Origin of the sequence: Arthrospira sp. PCC 8006 (assembly GCF_046480465.1) — a bacterium.
Lineage (GTDB): Bacteria > Cyanobacteriota > Cyanobacteriia > Cyanobacteriales > Microcoleaceae > Limnospira > Limnospira platensis.
Genome location: NZ_PKGG01000123.1, coordinates 1 through 15,213, shown reverse-complemented (window position 1 = coordinate 15,213; position 15,213 = coordinate 1). Strand labels below are relative to the sequence as shown.

General features: G+C 45.9%; 16 protein-coding genes. 6 read left to right on the top strand and 10 right to left on the bottom strand.

The genetic code is table 11. The features are described 5' to 3' along the window. The 4 genes from B9T16_RS17025 to B9T16_RS17010 all read left to right on the top strand — a co-directional run. Nucleotides 1-548: apolipoprotein N-acyltransferase (locus tag B9T16_RS17025; RefSeq protein WP_410245323.1), on the top strand; the 548-nt coding region annotated here is incomplete at its 5' end. Nucleotides 549-688: 140 nt separating this feature from the next. Next, complete coding sequence (locus B9T16_RS17020; RefSeq protein ID WP_014274368.1) at nt 689-1,936, top strand: type IV pilus twitching motility protein PilT; 1,248 nt, start codon at nt 689-691, stop codon at nt 1,934-1,936. 444 nt (nt 1,937-2,380) lie between these two features. Next, complete coding sequence (locus tag B9T16_RS17015) at nt 2,381-2,752, top strand: circadian clock KaiB family protein (RefSeq protein ID WP_410245322.1); 372 nt, start codon at nt 2,381-2,383, stop codon at nt 2,750-2,752. Nucleotides 2,753-2,757: 5 nt separating this feature from the next. Then, nucleotides 2,758-3,441 carry a PD-(D/E)XK nuclease family protein gene (locus B9T16_RS17010; RefSeq protein WP_410245321.1) on the top strand — a complete coding sequence of 228 codons (684 nt, stop codon included), beginning with the start codon at nt 2,758-2,760 and terminating at the stop codon, nt 3,439-3,441. A 42-nt stretch (nt 3,442-3,483) separates the two neighbouring features. On the opposite strand, the gene B9T16_RS17005 is transcribed toward B9T16_RS17010, so the two are convergent. The 10 genes from B9T16_RS17005 to B9T16_RS16960 all read right to left on the bottom strand — a co-directional run bounded on the left by B9T16_RS17005 (nt 3,484) and on the right by B9T16_RS16960 (nt 13,373). Beyond that, a complete protein-coding gene (locus tag B9T16_RS17005) occupies nt 3,484-4,434 on the bottom strand; it encodes a F0F1 ATP synthase subunit gamma (protein WP_014274371.1) in 951 nt (316 codons plus the stop codon). A gap of 219 nt (nt 4,435-4,653) precedes the next feature. After that, a complete protein-coding gene (atpA, locus tag B9T16_RS17000; RefSeq protein ID WP_410245320.1) occupies nt 4,654-6,171 on the bottom strand; it encodes a F0F1 ATP synthase subunit alpha in 1,518 nt (505 codons plus the stop codon). A 66-nt stretch (nt 6,172-6,237) separates the two neighbouring features. Then, entirely contained in the window at nt 6,238-6,786 is a 549-nt protein-coding gene (gene atpH / locus B9T16_RS16995; protein WP_410245319.1) for an ATP synthase F1 subunit delta, read from the bottom strand. Continuing rightward, on the bottom strand, nt 6,783-7,316 hold the full coding sequence (locus B9T16_RS16990) for a F0F1 ATP synthase subunit B (protein ID WP_043468009.1): 534 nt from the start codon (nt 7,314-7,316) through the stop codon (nt 6,783-6,785). The genes atpH and B9T16_RS16990 overlap by 4 nt, the downstream gene beginning before the upstream one ends. Before the next feature lie 127 nt (nt 7,317-7,443). Then, nucleotides 7,444-7,929 carry a F0F1 ATP synthase subunit B' gene (locus B9T16_RS16985; RefSeq protein ID WP_014274375.1) on the bottom strand — a complete coding sequence of 162 codons (486 nt, stop codon included), beginning with the start codon at nt 7,927-7,929 and terminating at the stop codon, nt 7,444-7,446. Between the two features lie 131 nt (nt 7,930-8,060). Next, a complete protein-coding gene (atpE, locus tag B9T16_RS16980; RefSeq protein ID WP_006618460.1) occupies nt 8,061-8,309 on the bottom strand; it encodes an ATP synthase F0 subunit C in 249 nt (82 codons plus the stop codon). Between the two features lie 123 nt (nt 8,310-8,432). Continuing rightward, nucleotides 8,433-9,188 carry a F0F1 ATP synthase subunit A gene (atpB, locus tag B9T16_RS16975; RefSeq protein WP_006618459.1) on the bottom strand — a complete coding sequence of 252 codons (756 nt, stop codon included), beginning with the start codon at nt 9,186-9,188 and terminating at the stop codon, nt 8,433-8,435. 58 nt (nt 9,189-9,246) lie between these two features. Continuing rightward, nucleotides 9,247-9,657: an ATP synthase subunit I gene (locus tag B9T16_RS16970; RefSeq protein WP_043468012.1), complete on the bottom strand. Its 411-nt coding sequence runs from the start codon at nt 9,655-9,657 to the stop codon at nt 9,247-9,249. Between the two features lie 145 nt (nt 9,658-9,802). Continuing rightward, nucleotides 9,803-11,608 carry a proline--tRNA ligase gene (gene proS, locus B9T16_RS16965; protein ID WP_410245318.1) on the bottom strand — a complete coding sequence of 602 codons (1,806 nt, stop codon included), beginning with the start codon at nt 11,606-11,608 and terminating at the stop codon, nt 9,803-9,805. A gap of 109 nt (nt 11,609-11,717) precedes the next feature. After that, nucleotides 11,718-13,373 (bottom strand): phospholipase D-like domain-containing protein, encoded by a 1,656-nt coding sequence (locus B9T16_RS16960; RefSeq protein ID WP_410245317.1) that lies wholly within the window; start codon nt 13,371-13,373, stop codon nt 11,718-11,720. A gap of 163 nt (nt 13,374-13,536) precedes the next feature. Between B9T16_RS16960 and B9T16_RS16955 the strand changes: the two genes are divergently transcribed. Further along, nucleotides 13,537-13,941, top strand: coding sequence for a hypothetical protein (locus tag B9T16_RS16955; protein WP_014274379.1), 405 nt, complete (start codon nt 13,537-13,539; stop codon nt 13,939-13,941). A gap of 73 nt (nt 13,942-14,014) precedes the next feature. After that, entirely contained in the window at nt 14,015-15,184 is a 1,170-nt protein-coding gene (locus B9T16_RS16950; RefSeq protein WP_410245316.1) for a cysteine desulfurase family protein, read from the top strand. Nucleotides 15,185-15,213: the final 29 nt, after the last annotated feature.

Sequence of the window (15,213 nt, the reverse complement as noted above, 5' to 3'; positions counted from 1 at the left end):
ACAAAACCCATTTAGTGCCCTTGGGTGAATATATCCCCTTTGATGCCATTCTGGGAAGGGTAATTAATCGTTTGTCACCCCTGGAAGCGCGGTTAGTCGCCGGGGAAAAACAACAAAAATTTGAGACGGGTTGGGGAAAAGCGATCGCCGGAATTTGCTACGATTCCGCCTTTGCTGACCATTTCCGCCGTCAAGTAGCAGCCGGAGGGGAATTTATCCTAACAGCCTCTAATGATGCCCATTATGCCACCATGATGCTATCACAACATCACGCCCAAGATGTCATGCGCGCCATAGAAGGCGATCGCTGGACAGTAAGGGCTACTAATACAGGTTATTCTGGTATTATCGACCCCCACGGCCGCACCCTATGGATTTCTGGCATCAATACCTACGAACTCCATGACCATATCATTTACCGCCGCCATAGCCAAACCCTTTATGTCCGTTGGGGAGACTGGTTAACCCTTGTTTTAGTAACCATCAGTGCGATCGTCATTTTCTCAAACCGTTTTCTGGCATTAGCAATACCACAAAATAGGCGCTAATATTAATATGATTGTCAATGCTGATAAATCGTGCCATTTTCTTCCTTTGTTACCCTTGGTTACAGAGGGAACAATAATCAGCTAGATTGCCTTTCCTCCGCCGGCTATAGGTAGGCGGTTTCCCAGATAGGAGATATTTCATGACACAATCACAACGTCCCCCAGCCCCCCCACGTCCACCTGGCCCAGGAACTCCTCGCCCACCTGCACCCCCTCGCCCACCAGCAGGAGGTGTTCAGGATAGTAGCCCTCCACCTGCACCCGCCCAAGCAGCAAGTCCCGCCGCCGTGGGAATCCCCAGCAGAGGACCAGGACCTAGCCCCGGACAGCCCACCTTGCGAGAGATTGTCCAACGCGCCGATGAGTTAGGCGCATCTGATGTTCATTTAGGGGTTAATGAAACACCTCGCCTCAGATACCGAGGCGATATGACCCCCCAAGAAGATTGGCCGGTAACAGACCTCAATAGCTTTATGAGTTGGCTACGGGAGGTGTTAACCGATGAGGAAATCCATCAGTTTCAGGAAAACCTAGACTTTGACGGAGCCGCAGATTTAGGCTTTGTGCGGATTCGGATTAGTATTTTTGACTCTCTCAGTGGTCCGGCGATGGTACTGCGGCTAATTGGTGCTACCATCCTCACCCTAGAACAGTTGAAATTACCCGACGTTTTCAAAAAAATCTGTAACTATCACAAAGGGTTGATGTTGATTACCGGACCGACGGGTTCAGGTAAGTCTACCACCATGGCCGCCATGATTGATTATATCAATAAAAACTACGCCTATCACATCATCACCATTGAAGACCCCGTGGAGTTTGTTCACCAAAGCCGAAAATCCCTGATTAAACACCGGGAAGTTGGACGACATACCCTCAAGTTTTTTAATGCTCTCAAGGGGGCTTTGCGTCAAGACCCTGATATGATGCTGGTGGGGGAAATTCGGGACAAGGAAACCATGCAGATTGCCATTAAAGCTGCATCAACTGGTCACTTGGTAGCTGGAACCCTCCACACTAACAGCGCCATTAAGACCCTAACCCGGGTTTTGGATATGTTCTCGGCTGAGGAACAGTCATCGATTAAAACCTCACTGAGCGAAACTTTGGTGGCGATTATTGCTCAACTGTTGTGTAAGACCACAGACGGCAAGCGGGCCGCCTTCCATGACATCCTCATCAACACTGATGTAATCAAAGAGTATATCATGAAGGATCAGTATGAGGAAATTAACCAGATTATGCTCAAAGATAGTTATGAGGGGATGACGACTATGAACAGATCCCTTTATGAATTGTATCAAGAGGGGCGCATCACTGAGGAAATTTGTCTGGATGTCTCGCCTTTCCCCAATGAGATGAGTCAGATGCTACGCGGTAGAGTATAACAAAAGTGTGAAGTTTTGACCATTCGCCCTAACTCTGAAATACACTATAAATAGTCTGATATTAAATAAGGTTGCTCTCCTGGGCAACCTGAGTCGTTTTTGGCAAACAGTTATAAATGTGAGCGCATATCATTGAGTTTTACCCCCTCCCCCTTGGCTGTTCCTAATTTATTTAAAGGGATTGCACTTTTTACACCGTGTTATACGGCGAGTTTTAATCGTTGCATTGATCCGATTACCCAGCAAGTGAGAGTTTTGGCATAAGCACACCCCCCAGTGTGGTGATATCAGCCATTACTGAATGCTATTTTTGAAACGGTAGACTTGGTTTAGCCACCTGTGCAGATTGGTGATAAAGTTGGCAATCCCTTGGTTTTAGCAAGTTATTATCAACAGTTTCCAGAACTTTGGAAAAATCATGACCTCGTTGTGAGGTTTAAAACCATGGATAATCAAACCAATTTTTCACACCAAGATAGTGATTCTGGGTCTGACTCCCAGAATGCCACACCGTTTCCATCTGATTCTAATGGTACACCAACCGAAGGATATGTGTTGAGGCTGTTTGTTTCGGGTCACAGTTTAGCCACAGAAAATACCCTGGAAACTTTGCATCAGCTACTTGAGCGATCGCTCAATTACCCTTATACTTTAAAGGTCATTGATGTACTCAAACACCCGGAACAAGCAGAAGCTAGTCATATTTCGGCTACTCCTACTCTGATGAAGGTCTGGCCAAAACCTAAGCGCCGGATTGTGGGAGAACTCAATGATGTAGATACTATTCTACGACTTTTGGGTCTGCTGGAGGATTAAGAATTGTGACGGGTAAGTTAAGATTATCCCAAAACCATTTGCATCTCCTAGAAACCTGTCCCCGGAAATTTCAGGAGACCTATTTAGATGGGTTGGTCTCGCCGATAACCTGGGAAGAGGAAGAAAATATGGCTTGGGGGAGTCGTTTTCACCTGTTGATGCAGCAGGGAGAATTGGGTTTACCAATTCAAGGTTTTATGGCTGAGGATCGGGAGTTACAAAATTGTTTCTTAGCCTTGGTTAAGGCGGCACCAGAGGTATTTTCTCCCCAGAATAACTATAGTTCGGGAGAATTTCGGGAGGCTGAACATTATCGAACCTTGGGTTTTGGTGATTATGTTTTAGTGGCGATTTATGATTTATTAACTGCTACTCAAAATGAGGCTAAAATTATTGATTGGAAGACTAATCAACGCTTAGTTAATTGGCAAAAATTGGCGAATAATTGGCAAACGCGGCTTTATCTTTATTTGCTAGTAGAAACCAGTGATTATCCCCCAGAACAGGTATCTATGACTTACTGGTTTGTGCGTTTAAGAGGGGATGAAAAACCCCAGAAAATTACTTTTGTTTATGACCAACAGCAACATGAAAAAAACCACCGGGATTTAACGAAATTGTGCGATCGCCTCAGTGATTATCTCCATCAATACCAACGGGGGGAACCATTCCCCCTGGTGGCATCTTGAGGACTTGATAGAGGCGAGGCGATCGCCTGGCTTTCGGAGGCCTTAATTTTCCAAAGCCACCGCGCCGCCAACAACTTCCAGAATCTGCTGGGTAATTGAGGCTTGGCGAGCCTTGTTGTAAGAAAGAGTAAGGGTTTTCACCAAATCACTAGCGTTATCGCTGGCGTTGCTCATAGCAGTCATCCGAGCCGCCAATTCACTAGCCGTAGACTCCTGCCATGCTCGCAGTAATTGGTTAGTCAAAAACAGAGGCAACAACGCATTAAGGATATCAACCGGATCTTGCTCAAAAATCATATCCTGAGCGAGGGCTTCCGGCTCAACACTCACCTTTTCTCTAGTTACATCAAACTTACCACCTTTGCTAGTGAGGCGGAAAACCTCATCATCCTGAGCCTCTAAGCCTTGCAGGTCTAGGGGCAGCAGAGTTTGGGTAACAGGTCGTGAACTAATCAGAGAGACAAATTTCGTGTAAATCAACTCAACGCGATCTACTGCTCCCGACTCAAACCAGGTGAGAATTTCATCAGCCGCACTGGATACCTTTTGTAGATCTGGGGTTTTCTCTGGGTTATCGCGACATTGAGAGATGGGAGCATCCCGGCGGGTAAAATGTTGGATAGCTTTGCGACCCACCAGAAGATAGCTATATTCTAGGCCTTCGGCTTTCAATTCCGCCGCCCGTGCTTCCGCCCGTTTAATAATATTACTATTGTAGGCTCCACACAGACCCCGGTTGCCTGCCAGCACCACCAGTCCCACCTTTTTCACCTCCCGCTGTTGCAGCAGAGGACATTCTACATCCTCAAACTGAAGGCGACCTTGGAGACCATAGAGAACACCTGCTAGACGGTCAGCAAAGGGACGGGTAGCTAAAACTTGTTCCTGAGCGCGACGCACCTTAGCGGAAGCCACCAGGCGCATAGCTTCGGTAATTTTTTTGGTATTTTTGACTGACTGAATGCGATCGCGAATCGCTTTTAAGTTTGACATAGTTTTATGATCAGTAATTGTTATCCACAGATTATTACGACTCTGGGAGTTAATAGGACCTCAAGCACCAGGGATATAGTCAATAACAGACCCATATAGGGGAAGGGGGTCAGTTCCCCCTCATCCCTCAATTGTTGCCTTTCCCCGTTTTAATTAATCGGTGCGTCACGGCATAAAGCGTTTAGTTTCCCCCAATGGCTGATCCCGTGCGTGTGCACCCTACGCGGAAACTAAGAAAGTCTGCTTAAACTCAGCAATTGCTTCTTTAAGCATAGCCTCAGCTTCTTCGGTGAGGACTTTTTGGCTTTGAACAATCTCGCCATATTTAGGCTTGCTATTTTTCAGATAATCCCGCAGACCTGTAGTAAAGCTCACCACTTTATCTTCGGGAACATCATCAAGATAGCCATTAATACCACAGTAAATCACAGCTACTTGTTCAAACAGTTGTAGGGGGGAATTTTGAGGCTGTTTGAGTAGTTCTTGCAGACGTTTACCCCGTTCCAACTGGTTACGAGTCGCTTGGTCTAGGTCAGAAGCAAACTGAGAGAAGGCTGCCAATTCGGCAAACTGAGCTAATTCTAGTTTAACCTTTCCAGCCACTTTCTTCATTGCCTTAGTTTGGGCAGCAGAACCCACACGGGAAACGGAGATACCAGCATTCACCGCCGGACGCAGACCGGAGTTAAACAGGTCAGCCGACAGGAAGATCTGACCATCAGTAATAGAAATTACGTTAGTGGGGATATAAGCGGAAACGTCACCGGCTTGGGTTTCGATGATGGGTAGGGCTGTCATGCTACCGCCGCCCAGCTCATCGTTTAATTTAGCAGCCCGTTCTAACAAACGAGAGTGCAGGTAGAATACATCTCCGGGGTAGGCTTCACGACCGGGGGGACGACGCAGCAGCAGGGACATTTGACGGTAGGCTTGAGCCTGCTTGGAAAGGTCATCGTAAATTACCAGGGTGGCTTTACCTTGATACATGAAGTATTCCGCCATGGCTGCTCCGGTGTAGGGAGCCAGGTATTGCAGGGTAGCGGGGTCACTAGCGTTAGCTGCCACAACAATGGTATAGGGGAGAGCGCCTTTTTCTTCCAAGGTGCTGACCACTTGAGCCACAGTTGAGGCTTTTTGACCGATCGCCACATAAACACAGATTACATCTTCTTCTTTCTGGTTAATGATGGTATCAATAGCGATCGCTGTTTTACCAGTTTGACGGTCTCCGATAATCAATTCCCGTTGACCCCGACCAATGGGAATCATCGAGTCAATAGCGGTAATCCCTGTTTGCATAGGTTCACAAACAGAGCGGCGGTCAATAATACCGGGAGCCGGGGATTCTAGCAGACGGGTATCAGTAGTTTGAATTTCCCCCTTACCATCGATGGGACGACCCAGGGCATCAATTACCCGTCCCAGCATAGCTTCTCCCACGGGAACTTGGGCAATTCTTCCGGTCGCGGTCACAGCGGAACCTTCTTGAATTTCCAGGCCTTCGCCCATTAGTACCGCACCCACATTATCCTCTTCCAGGTTTAGGGCGACACCAATTGTACCATCGGCAAATTCTAGCAGTTCTCCGGCCATAGCTTTATCTAAGCCATAAATCCGGGCAATACCGTCACCAACTTGCAGCACTGTACCAACGTTAGAAACTTTAACGTCTTGGCCGTACTGTTCGATTTGGTCTTTGATAATATTGGCGATTTCGTCAGGTCTGATGGATACCATAGTTAGTGTTTGTGATCCGTTGCTAAAGGTTAAACTAAGATAAATGGCTAAGGTGTCGGCGAATTATTAACCGACAGTTAGGCTCATACCAATGCGGCGCAGTTGTCCTCTGATGCTGGCATCAAACAATTGGGAACCCGCTTTAATGATGACACCACCGAGAATCTCTCGATCAATTTTCAGATCCAGCTCTACATTGTGTGCCCCAGTTCTAGCCTTGATCTGTTCAACAACCATGTGTTTTTGGTCGTCGTTGAGTTCTACTGCCGAGGTAACTTCTGCCAAAACTGTTTGATTAAGTTTCCGCAACAAAGCCAAGTATTCTTGGGCTATTTCTGCTAGAAATAGGATGCGACCGCGATCTACTAGGAGCATTAAAAAGTTCCGCAGGTAGGGGTGTACTTCCTCTCCTAACATTCGTGTAATCACGGCTTTTTTATCTTCTCCTTTCACCACCGGACTGCCTAAAAAATCCTGTAGTTCCGGGGAATTCTTCAGCAAATCAATAAGCGATCGCATTTGATTGCCAAAATCTTCCGTGGTATTGTTTGATTTAGCCACCGACATCAAAGCCGTGGCATAGGGTTCTACTAATTGACCAACAATTGAACTCATGAACCTCCTCCTAGTAAAGCCAGGGAGCGATCTACCAGTTGGTGCTGGGAATTTTCATCTAGGCGTTCTCTAATTTGCACTTCTGCCTGTTCCAACGCTTGAGACACAGCCAAAGCCCGCAACTGAGCGATCGCCCTACTTCTTTCCGCTTCCAAATCCTGATTAGCCGTCAGCTTCATCTGTTCAACATCTGCCTTAGCACGAGCTGCAATTTGCTCTCTAATCACTTGGGCACGTTCCACAGCAGAAGCCTTAATTCTTTCCGCTTCCACCTTAGCTTGAGCCAAGTTTTCTTGTTGTTCAGCTAGAGCTTTTTCGGCATCTTGCAAACGTTGCTCGGCTTCCTTAATTGCTTGCTCAATTTGAGAGCGTCTTTCACTCAAAATTTTATTGAGAAAGCCCCGCCCATAGTAAACTAGCAAACCAATAATAATGCCTAAGTTTATCAGGTTAGTTTCAAACAGATTAAAATTCAGTCCAAAACCACCCTCATGACTGGCTTCTGTCGCCAGTAATACAAGATTCACCATCTTCCTCTTCTCATAATTTCATGTGATTGCCCTTTCCTCAACCGCCGCCTGGCTTGATTAGGGATGGTATGTAGGCTTAACTTTTCCCCCATTTATAGGGGATTGAAAATAATTTTTGAGAGGACAGCTACCCAATCATTCCGGCTCCTAAAAGTTTATCGAGAATCTGGCGACTAATAGAGTCTACCTGTTTGTCCAAACTTCTTTGAGCCTCGATTTTATTTTGTTCAATTTCTTGATAGGCTGCTTCTCGAATTTTCTGAGCTTCTTGTTGAGCCGCTGCCATTTCCTGCGCCGCAATTTTTTGCGCTTCAGCCTGAGCATTAATAATTAGTTGTTGAGACTCCTTACGAGTTTCTGCCAACTCTAGCTCATACTGTTTAGCCAAACTTTCTGCCTTGCTCAAACGTTCTTTAGCACTCAGCTTATTTTGGCGAATGTAGTCAGCCCTAGAATCAATGGCATTTCCCAAGGGCTTGTAAAAAATTTGGTTTAAGATAGCTGCCAGGACTAGAAATTGTACAGCCATCAATGGCAGTGTAGCATCAAAATCAAACAGACTACTCTCCGTAGCTGCCTCTTCTACGGCCAGCAGAATTGTCGAGTGTATCATTTTTTTGAAGGGTGTTAACCAATAGGCTTGCGAACTTTCTTTTGTTTTTCAGACCACCATAAACGGGTAGATTTCAGATTTGAGACTAGATAAATCCGCCCAAATCCGAAATCTCAGAAATCTGAAAATATCTATACGAAGGGGTTGGCAAACAGCAACACCAGAGCCACTACCAGACCGTAAATAGTCAGTGCTTCCATGAAAGCCAAGCTCAACAGCAGAGTTCCACGAATTTTACCTTCCGCTTCAGGCTGACGCGCAATTCCTTCTACCGCTTGACCAGCAGCTTGACCTTGACCCAGACCAGGCCCAATAGAGCCTATACCTACTGCGAGAGCAGCAGCGATTACGGAGGCGGCAGTAGTTAAATTAGATTCCATAGTTGGTTTTGACCTCAATAAAAAAAGTTGACGAGTGAAATTAAGGGTTTGATTTTTAGCCCCCAAACAATCTTATCAGTTTGTTGGCATTTTAACTGAACAAATTGCTCAAATCAAATCAAGCTACTCGTGATGTTCTTCGCCGTGTCCTTCCATGGCTTCAGCGATGTAGTTAGCGGCTAGAGTCGCAAAAATCAGGGCTTGAATTGAACCCAGAAATAGACCCAAAACCATCATCGGGATGGGCACAAATAGCGGCACCAACAGCACCAGAACACCCACTACCAACTCATCTGCCACAACATTACCAAATAAACGGAAACTGAGGGACAGAGGTTTAGTAAAATCTTCGAGAATGTTGATCGGTAATAAGATGGGTGTCGGCTGAATATATTTCAGCAGATATCCCAAACCTCGGCGGCTAAACCCTGCATAAAAGTAAGCCAGGGATGTTAGCAGTGCTAAGGCTACCGTGGTGTTAATGTCATTAGTTGGGGCTGCTAATTCACTGTTAGGGATTTCAAATACCCTCCAGGGAACTAATGCGCCAGACCAGTTAGACACAAGGATGAACAAGAATAATGTACCAACAAAAGGTACCCACGGACGATATTCTTTTTCCCCTATCTGATTTTTCACCAGATCGCGAATAAATTCTAGGGCATACTCCATAAAGTTCTGTATACCGCTGGGAATTGTCTGAATATTTCGCGTTGCCGAAATTGATAGTAGCAGGAGTACGCCAATCACGAACCAGGAGGTCATAAATACCTGTCCATGGATTCGCAGATTACCGATATTCCAGTAAAAGTGTTTGCCAACTTCCAATTCCGCAAAGGGAAGTGAACCAAAGGCGTTTACAACATCAAACATTTGCATTTAGGAGAGTTCCCCTATAGGTCAAGGAGTGGAGAATAATTACAAGAGTATTTTTACGTCATGGGTTGGGCCTAACCAATAGTCGTAACGTATAGACTAGCAGGGCGGCTTTATAGGTGAGAAACCCCAGAAAAATCGGTAAGATTTTGAGTTGATTCAATTGAGTAGCCACAATTATCAAGGCTGCGAACACAGCTAAACGATTTTTGCTTGGGGATAATTTTTGTGTCCCAATTCGTTCCACATCTTTCCCCAGCATTCTCAAGTAGACCACACTCAACAGGGCTCCCAAGAGGTAATTTAGGGCAATTATCCAGGGATAGAACCAATAAACGACCAGGAAGATTACTACTGCCAGCACAATAGTAGTTAGCAACAACTCCCGTTGAAGCTGATAATACTCTCCCATGGAGGAGTCTGGCTCCTGGACTGGAGACCCCATCTCTACGATATCCCCGGCATCAGACATAAGTTACAGCGATATGATCGGCACGTTTACCCACGGCGTGAACTCCACGAAGCTCTCTAGTGAAGCTTTGTAAGCCAACACAAATAATATCACGGAACGGAAACAATACTTAAAATAAAATTAATTGTTCCCTGAGTACAGAAATTTACAGAGATTGGCTAATTTTTTGTTGAAGTAGGGAAACGACTTGTTCTATGGGGATTTCGGAGGATTCATGGTCAGCTCGTTGTACTAACTCAACTTTACCTGATTTGATGGCTCTCCCTGTGACTATGCGATAGGGAATCCCCACTAGGTCAGCATCTTTGAATTTAACCCCGGCTCTTTCGTTGCGGTCATCTAGTAGGGTTTCGACTCCAGCTTGGTTAAGTTGGCTGTAGAGTTGTTGAGCGATCGCCATTTGTTGATTATCGCTGACATTAGGAACTGTAATGATGGCGTGATAGGGAGCGATCGCCACTGGCCAGATAATACCGTCTTTGTCATAGGATTGTTCTACCGCCGCCTGAGCCAAACGAGACACTCCCACCCCATAGCATCCCATAACCAGGGGTAAATCCTCACCTGTTTCGCTGGTATAGGTAGCTCCCATAGCTTGAGAGTATTTTGTACCGAGTTGGAATATATGACCGACTTCAATTCCCCTAGCGCTTTCCAAGGTTTGGCTAGGGTCATGGATACTGCGATCGCCTTTTTTAGCCTTCCGCAAATCAGCGACCAAATCGGGTAGTTGAAATTCCCCTCCCCAATTAGCACCAACGACGTGATAACCGGACTGATTAGAACCTGTGACAAAGTTCTGCAACTCTACGGCTGTCTGATCAACCAATCGCAGGAATTTCGGGGCTATTTGCTTATTATCGCTGATAATGTAGTCATCATCGAGTGAGGGGGCGATATATCCCAGGGGTAAAGGTTTACTCGCCCATTTTTCTTGTGTTTCTGAGTCGGGAACTGTGAGGGATAATAAGGCTTTCCCACCATAGCGACTAGCAGCATTAGTGAGTTGATTGTGCAACTTCACCTCATTGACATCTTGATCACCGCGAATACTAACCAGGACTAAAACGGTGATGCCGTTATCATAGACTGCCTGATATAGCACATTTTTGACAACTTGGGTAGGGGAACATTTGAGAAACTCACAGAGGGTGGCGATCGTAGCCGTGTTAGGGGTTTCTAGTTTTTCGTAGGTAGTAAAACCGGAGGCTACCGCATCTGGGGGTAAAGATACAGCCTTTTCGACATTGGCGGCATATTTGCCATCAGGGGTGTATAGTACCTCATCTTCCCCAGCATCAGCTAAAACCATAAACTCCTGGGAACCGGACCCACCAATAGCCCCAGAATCAGCTTCTACGGCACAGAAATCTAACCCACAGCGTCGCAATATATTACGATAGGCGCGATCGATGTCTTGATAGGTTTGTTTCAGGCTTTCTTCGCTGGTGTGGAATGAGTAGCCATCTTTCATAATAAACTCGCGGCCACGCATTAAGCCAAATCGGGGGCGGATCTCGTCTCTAAATTTAGTTTGGATTTGATATAAATGTAGGGGCAGTTGTTGGTAAGAGCGAATCATGTCCCTGGCTACGGCGGTAATTACCTCTTCGTGGGTGGGTCCGAGAGCCAGAGAGCGATCGCGTCTGTCTTTGAGGGAAAACATGATACCTTCTGCTTTCGTGTAGGTATCCCAGCGCCCTGACTCTTTCCATAGTTCGGAGGGTTGAACCTGGGGAAGTAGACATTCCTGCGCCCCGGTGGCGTTCATTTCTTCTCTCACAATTTGGGATACTTTCTGTAGCACCCGCCACATTAGGGGTAAATAGGCGTAAACTCCGCTACCGATACGACGGATATAGCCAGCGCGGAGGAGAAGTTTATGGCTAGGGATTTCTGCCTCTGTCGGGTCTTCCCGCAGGGTGACAAAGAGCATTTGGGAAAGTCGCATCGGTTTGGTTTCCAGAGATTAAGCAACTTACTATTATAGCAGATATATTTATCCCATGTCAAGCATATTCTGAGTAATTCCCCAGGGAGATGATGCCGGGGTAGTGATTTTACCAGGTTACCAGATTTTCCCATCTTTCGATAGTTTTAGGTCCAATACCAGAAACACGGGTAACATCATCTAGACTGGTAAAAGGCTGCTGACTGCGTGCTTCTATAATACGCTGCGCCAAAGCGGGACCGATACCGGGAAGGCTTTCTAATTCCGGCTGAGATGCGGTATTGATGTTAATAATTTCTCCTGATGGATGAAAGGGTGTTTCAATGACACCGCCACAGTTTTGTTTTTCCCGTTCAATTCTACTTAAAAGCCAACCAGGAACCCCCAAAGTTGACTGTTGATATAAGCGCTCAAATTCCCGTTGAAAATGAGCGTTAACGGTGGGATTATTAACGACTAATAAGGTCTCATCATTGGAGTGATTAGCGGCTCGACTCCAGTTATGGGAACCGGTAATGACGATTTGATCATCAATGACGGCAAATTTATGATGAAGGCGATCGCCTTCAGCCAAATTCGGAACTCCCACCGTAGAAATAGGTTGTGACCAAGGGTTATTTCCGGGTTGATATCGACAATTATTAGGCAAAGCAATTCCCATCATATCCAAGGCTTCGCTATAGTAACGGTAAGCAAAACCAACCTCAATTAATCCTCGGATTTCAACTCCCCTTTGATGAACTGTTTTTAAGGTATCCGACAATTCCTGAGCCGAGAACACAAATAAAGCAAAATTTATGTCATTCCTAGCTCGTTGTAAGGTTTGAGCAATCAATCCATTAACGCTATTTTCCCAAGGTTGAGTCGCAGAAATGGGGGCAAACTGAACGGTAACAGTTCCTTGACCGACGGAGACTTGTTTAACTCCCCGCTGAGGTTTATTAATCCCAAACAGACTATCATTTTCTCCTCCCGGTCCATCTCCCCACATAGTTTCAAATTCCCGGGTAAAAATCGCGGCTAACTCACGGCTATTGATAGACAACAAATTATTAGGATTACCCCGGCTTTCGGCGGAGTAAAAATCTCCGTGAATATCACTGGTAGTAAAATTCGCAGAGGTGACAATAACTGTATTTTGGTCAACTATGACAAACTTATGGTGCATCAAACCGCTACCCTTCGACCCATCCTCGGTATCATCGATTAAGGGAACATTAGCATTAGCCAGCATAACCAGAGCATCTCTTTGGTTAATTTCTTCAGGCTCAAGGCGACCATTTTGGTTTAAATCCGCCAAGTGCATAAATTCCTGATAACGACCTTTTTCCCGGTCGGAAAAGGCGGCAATTTCGGCGGGGGTAAAATCACTAAAGGGGCGACTATATTCATTTTCAATAATGACGCGCACCCGGACTCCTTTTTGATGTTGATTAACTAAGGCTTGAGCGATTTTGGGTAAACGTAATTCCTGAATGGCGACATCTACACTTTGGGAAGCACTGTTAATAGCATCGACTATAACTTGTTCAAGGTTATCACCGAGTCTAGTTTTGGGGCGATAGGGTTCAGTATAGACGGAAGCCTGGGAATGATTAAAGTAAACCCGGATCTGTGGATCTTGAGGTAAGGGCTCAATTAAGGGTTGGACGGAAGCACTATTGTTAGACCTGATGCTATGGGAATTGCAAGCACAGGAATTGAGTATAAATACCAGACTAGCGCCAAGCCCAAATAAGCGGGTGACATGAAGCAAACGCACCATTGATAGTTAATTGGATAGGTAATTGAGAGTTACCGAATTTTTTAGCACTTTTCTTGTGATTGTTGGGGGGGAGATTAAATTAGTTTAACAAGTTGAGACTCGGAAAGTCGCTCTGGTACAATAGTCCAGGGGCTAGGGTTAGTTGTAACCCTCATACTATGCTATGCCAAAGAGAAAAAAGACCTTTCCGTGTGGCCATAAGGGTTATGGCCGTGTTTGTCATCGCTGTGAACAAGTCAAAATAGCCGAGGAACAAGAATATCGGGAGTTAGAAGACAGAAAAACCAAGAAACTGGAGTGGGAGGCTTCATTTGCTGAGGATATTATTGATTTAAGGGGATTACCAGACTATGTTGTAATTAGGGCTAGGACTATTATTGATGGACTGACGAGCAACAAAAATTATCGGGATTTTGGTGGGAAGCGGTTGCGCCATAATCGTTTTGTGATCAGCATTCCTGTAACTCGTAACTATAGGATGTTATGCCAGGATAGTGGCAGTTTTCTGATTCCTCAAAAAGTCCTATCCCATGAGGACTATAACGTTTGTAAACCGGGTAAATTATGACGGGTGTAGGTTTAATGAAGGTTTTTGGTGTGTCTGAGTTCCCTAGTTTGATGATCACTTTGGGGTGAGACTAATGCAAATTTATTTAGATTATAGTGCAACTACTCCGACTTGTGCAGAGGCGATCGCTGCTATGCAAGGGGTATTGACGGAAAGTTGGGGTAATCCTTCTAGCTTGCATGAATGGGGTCAGAGGTCGGCGACGGTTGTGGAAATGGCTAGAACCCAGGTGGCACATTTAATTAATGCGCCGCCTGATGGGATAGTTTTCACTTCTGGGGGAACGGAAGCGGATAATTTGGCTATATTTGGGGTGGTGGGTAAATATGATCAGCCTCAACATCTGATTATTTCTAGTGTGGAACATTCGGCGATCGCTGAAACGGTAGGAATATTAGAAAAACGGGGGTGGTCGGTGACTCGTTTACCTGTCGATCGCCAAGGTAGCATTCATCCCCTGGATTTAAAAACGGCTTTACAACCGAATACGGTTTTGGTGTCGGTGATTTATGGTCAGAGTGAGGTGGGAACTTTACAGCCCATAGAAACTTTGGGGGAAATAGCCCGCTCCCATGGGGTTTTGTTCCATACTGATGGGGTCCAGGTGGCGGGAAGATTGCCTATTGATGTGGAAAAGTTACCTGTGGATATGCTATCGCTATCTAGCCATAAAATTTATGGTCCGCAAGGTGTGGGGGCTTTGTATGTGCGTCCGGGGGTGGATTTGATGCCACTTATGGGCGGCGGCGGTCAGGAGTTTAAATTGCGATCGGGAACTCAGGCGGTCCCGGCTATTGCTGGGTTTGGGGTGGCGGCGGAATTAGCGGCGCAGGAACTTTTATGGGAAACTCCCCGATTGATTAAATTGCGCGATCGCTTGTTTGATTTGCTGGCGGATATCCCCTATTTAGTACCTACAGGCGATCGCACCCGCCGACTACCCCACCATGTTAGTTTCTGTGTGGTTCCCCCGGCTGGGGTGACTGGAATTACAGGGAAAACTCTAGTCCGACATCTGAATTTGGCGGGAATTGGTATTAGCGCGGGTTCTGCTTGTCATAGTGGTAAACTTAGCCCTAGTCCGGTTTTGCTGGCTATGGGATATAGCGATCGCGAGGGTTTGGGGGGTATTCGTCTAACTTTGGGACGACAAACTACTGAGGCTGATATTGAGTGGACGGCGATCGCCCTTAAACAAATTTTAGATCGTCTGATTTCTAAGCCTCTAGCGATCGCTTTTTAATTAATTGTAGGGGCGGGTTCTGCGGTCAA

What these genes read in the sequence shown, in the direction of transcription:
- B9T16_RS17020 (WP_014274368.1), top strand. Translation starts at nt 689, where the DNA reads ATGACACAATCACAACGTCCCCCAGCCCCCCCACGTCCACCTGGCCCA.
- B9T16_RS17015 (WP_410245322.1), top strand. Translation starts at nt 2,381, where the DNA reads ATGGATAATCAAACCAATTTTTCACACCAAGATAGTGATTCTGGGTCT.
- B9T16_RS17005 (WP_014274371.1), bottom strand. Translation starts at nt 4,434, where the DNA reads ATGTCAAACTTAAAAGCGATTCGCGATCGCATTCAGTCAGTCAAAAAT.
- atpA (WP_410245320.1), bottom strand. Translation starts at nt 6,171, where the DNA reads ATGGTATCCATCAGACCTGACGAAATCGCCAATATTATCAAAGACCAA.
- atpH (WP_410245319.1), bottom strand. Translation starts at nt 6,786, where the DNA reads ATGAGTTCAATTGTTGGTCAATTAGTAGAACCCTATGCCACGGCTTTG.
- B9T16_RS16990 (WP_043468009.1), bottom strand. Translation starts at nt 7,316, where the DNA reads ATGGTGAATCTTGTATTACTGGCGACAGAAGCCAGTCATGAGGGTGGT.
- B9T16_RS16985 (WP_014274375.1), bottom strand. Translation starts at nt 7,929, where the DNA reads ATGATACACTCGACAATTCTGCTGGCCGTAGAAGAGGCAGCTACGGAG.
- atpE (WP_006618460.1), bottom strand. Translation starts at nt 8,309, where the DNA reads ATGGAATCTAATTTAACTACTGCCGCCTCCGTAATCGCTGCTGCTCTC.
- atpB (WP_006618459.1), bottom strand. Translation starts at nt 9,188, where the DNA reads ATGCAAATGTTTGATGTTGTAAACGCCTTTGGTTCACTTCCCTTTGCG.
- B9T16_RS16970 (WP_043468012.1), bottom strand. Translation starts at nt 9,657, where the DNA reads ATGTCTGATGCCGGGGATATCGTAGAGATGGGGTCTCCAGTCCAGGAG.
- proS (WP_410245318.1), bottom strand. Translation starts at nt 11,608, where the DNA reads ATGCGACTTTCCCAAATGCTCTTTGTCACCCTGCGGGAAGACCCGACA.
- B9T16_RS16960 (WP_410245317.1), bottom strand. Translation starts at nt 13,373, where the DNA reads ATGGTGCGTTTGCTTCATGTCACCCGCTTATTTGGGCTTGGCGCTAGT.
- B9T16_RS16955 (WP_014274379.1), top strand. Translation starts at nt 13,537, where the DNA reads ATGCCAAAGAGAAAAAAGACCTTTCCGTGTGGCCATAAGGGTTATGGC.
- B9T16_RS16950 (WP_410245316.1), top strand. Translation starts at nt 14,015, where the DNA reads ATGCAAATTTATTTAGATTATAGTGCAACTACTCCGACTTGTGCAGAG.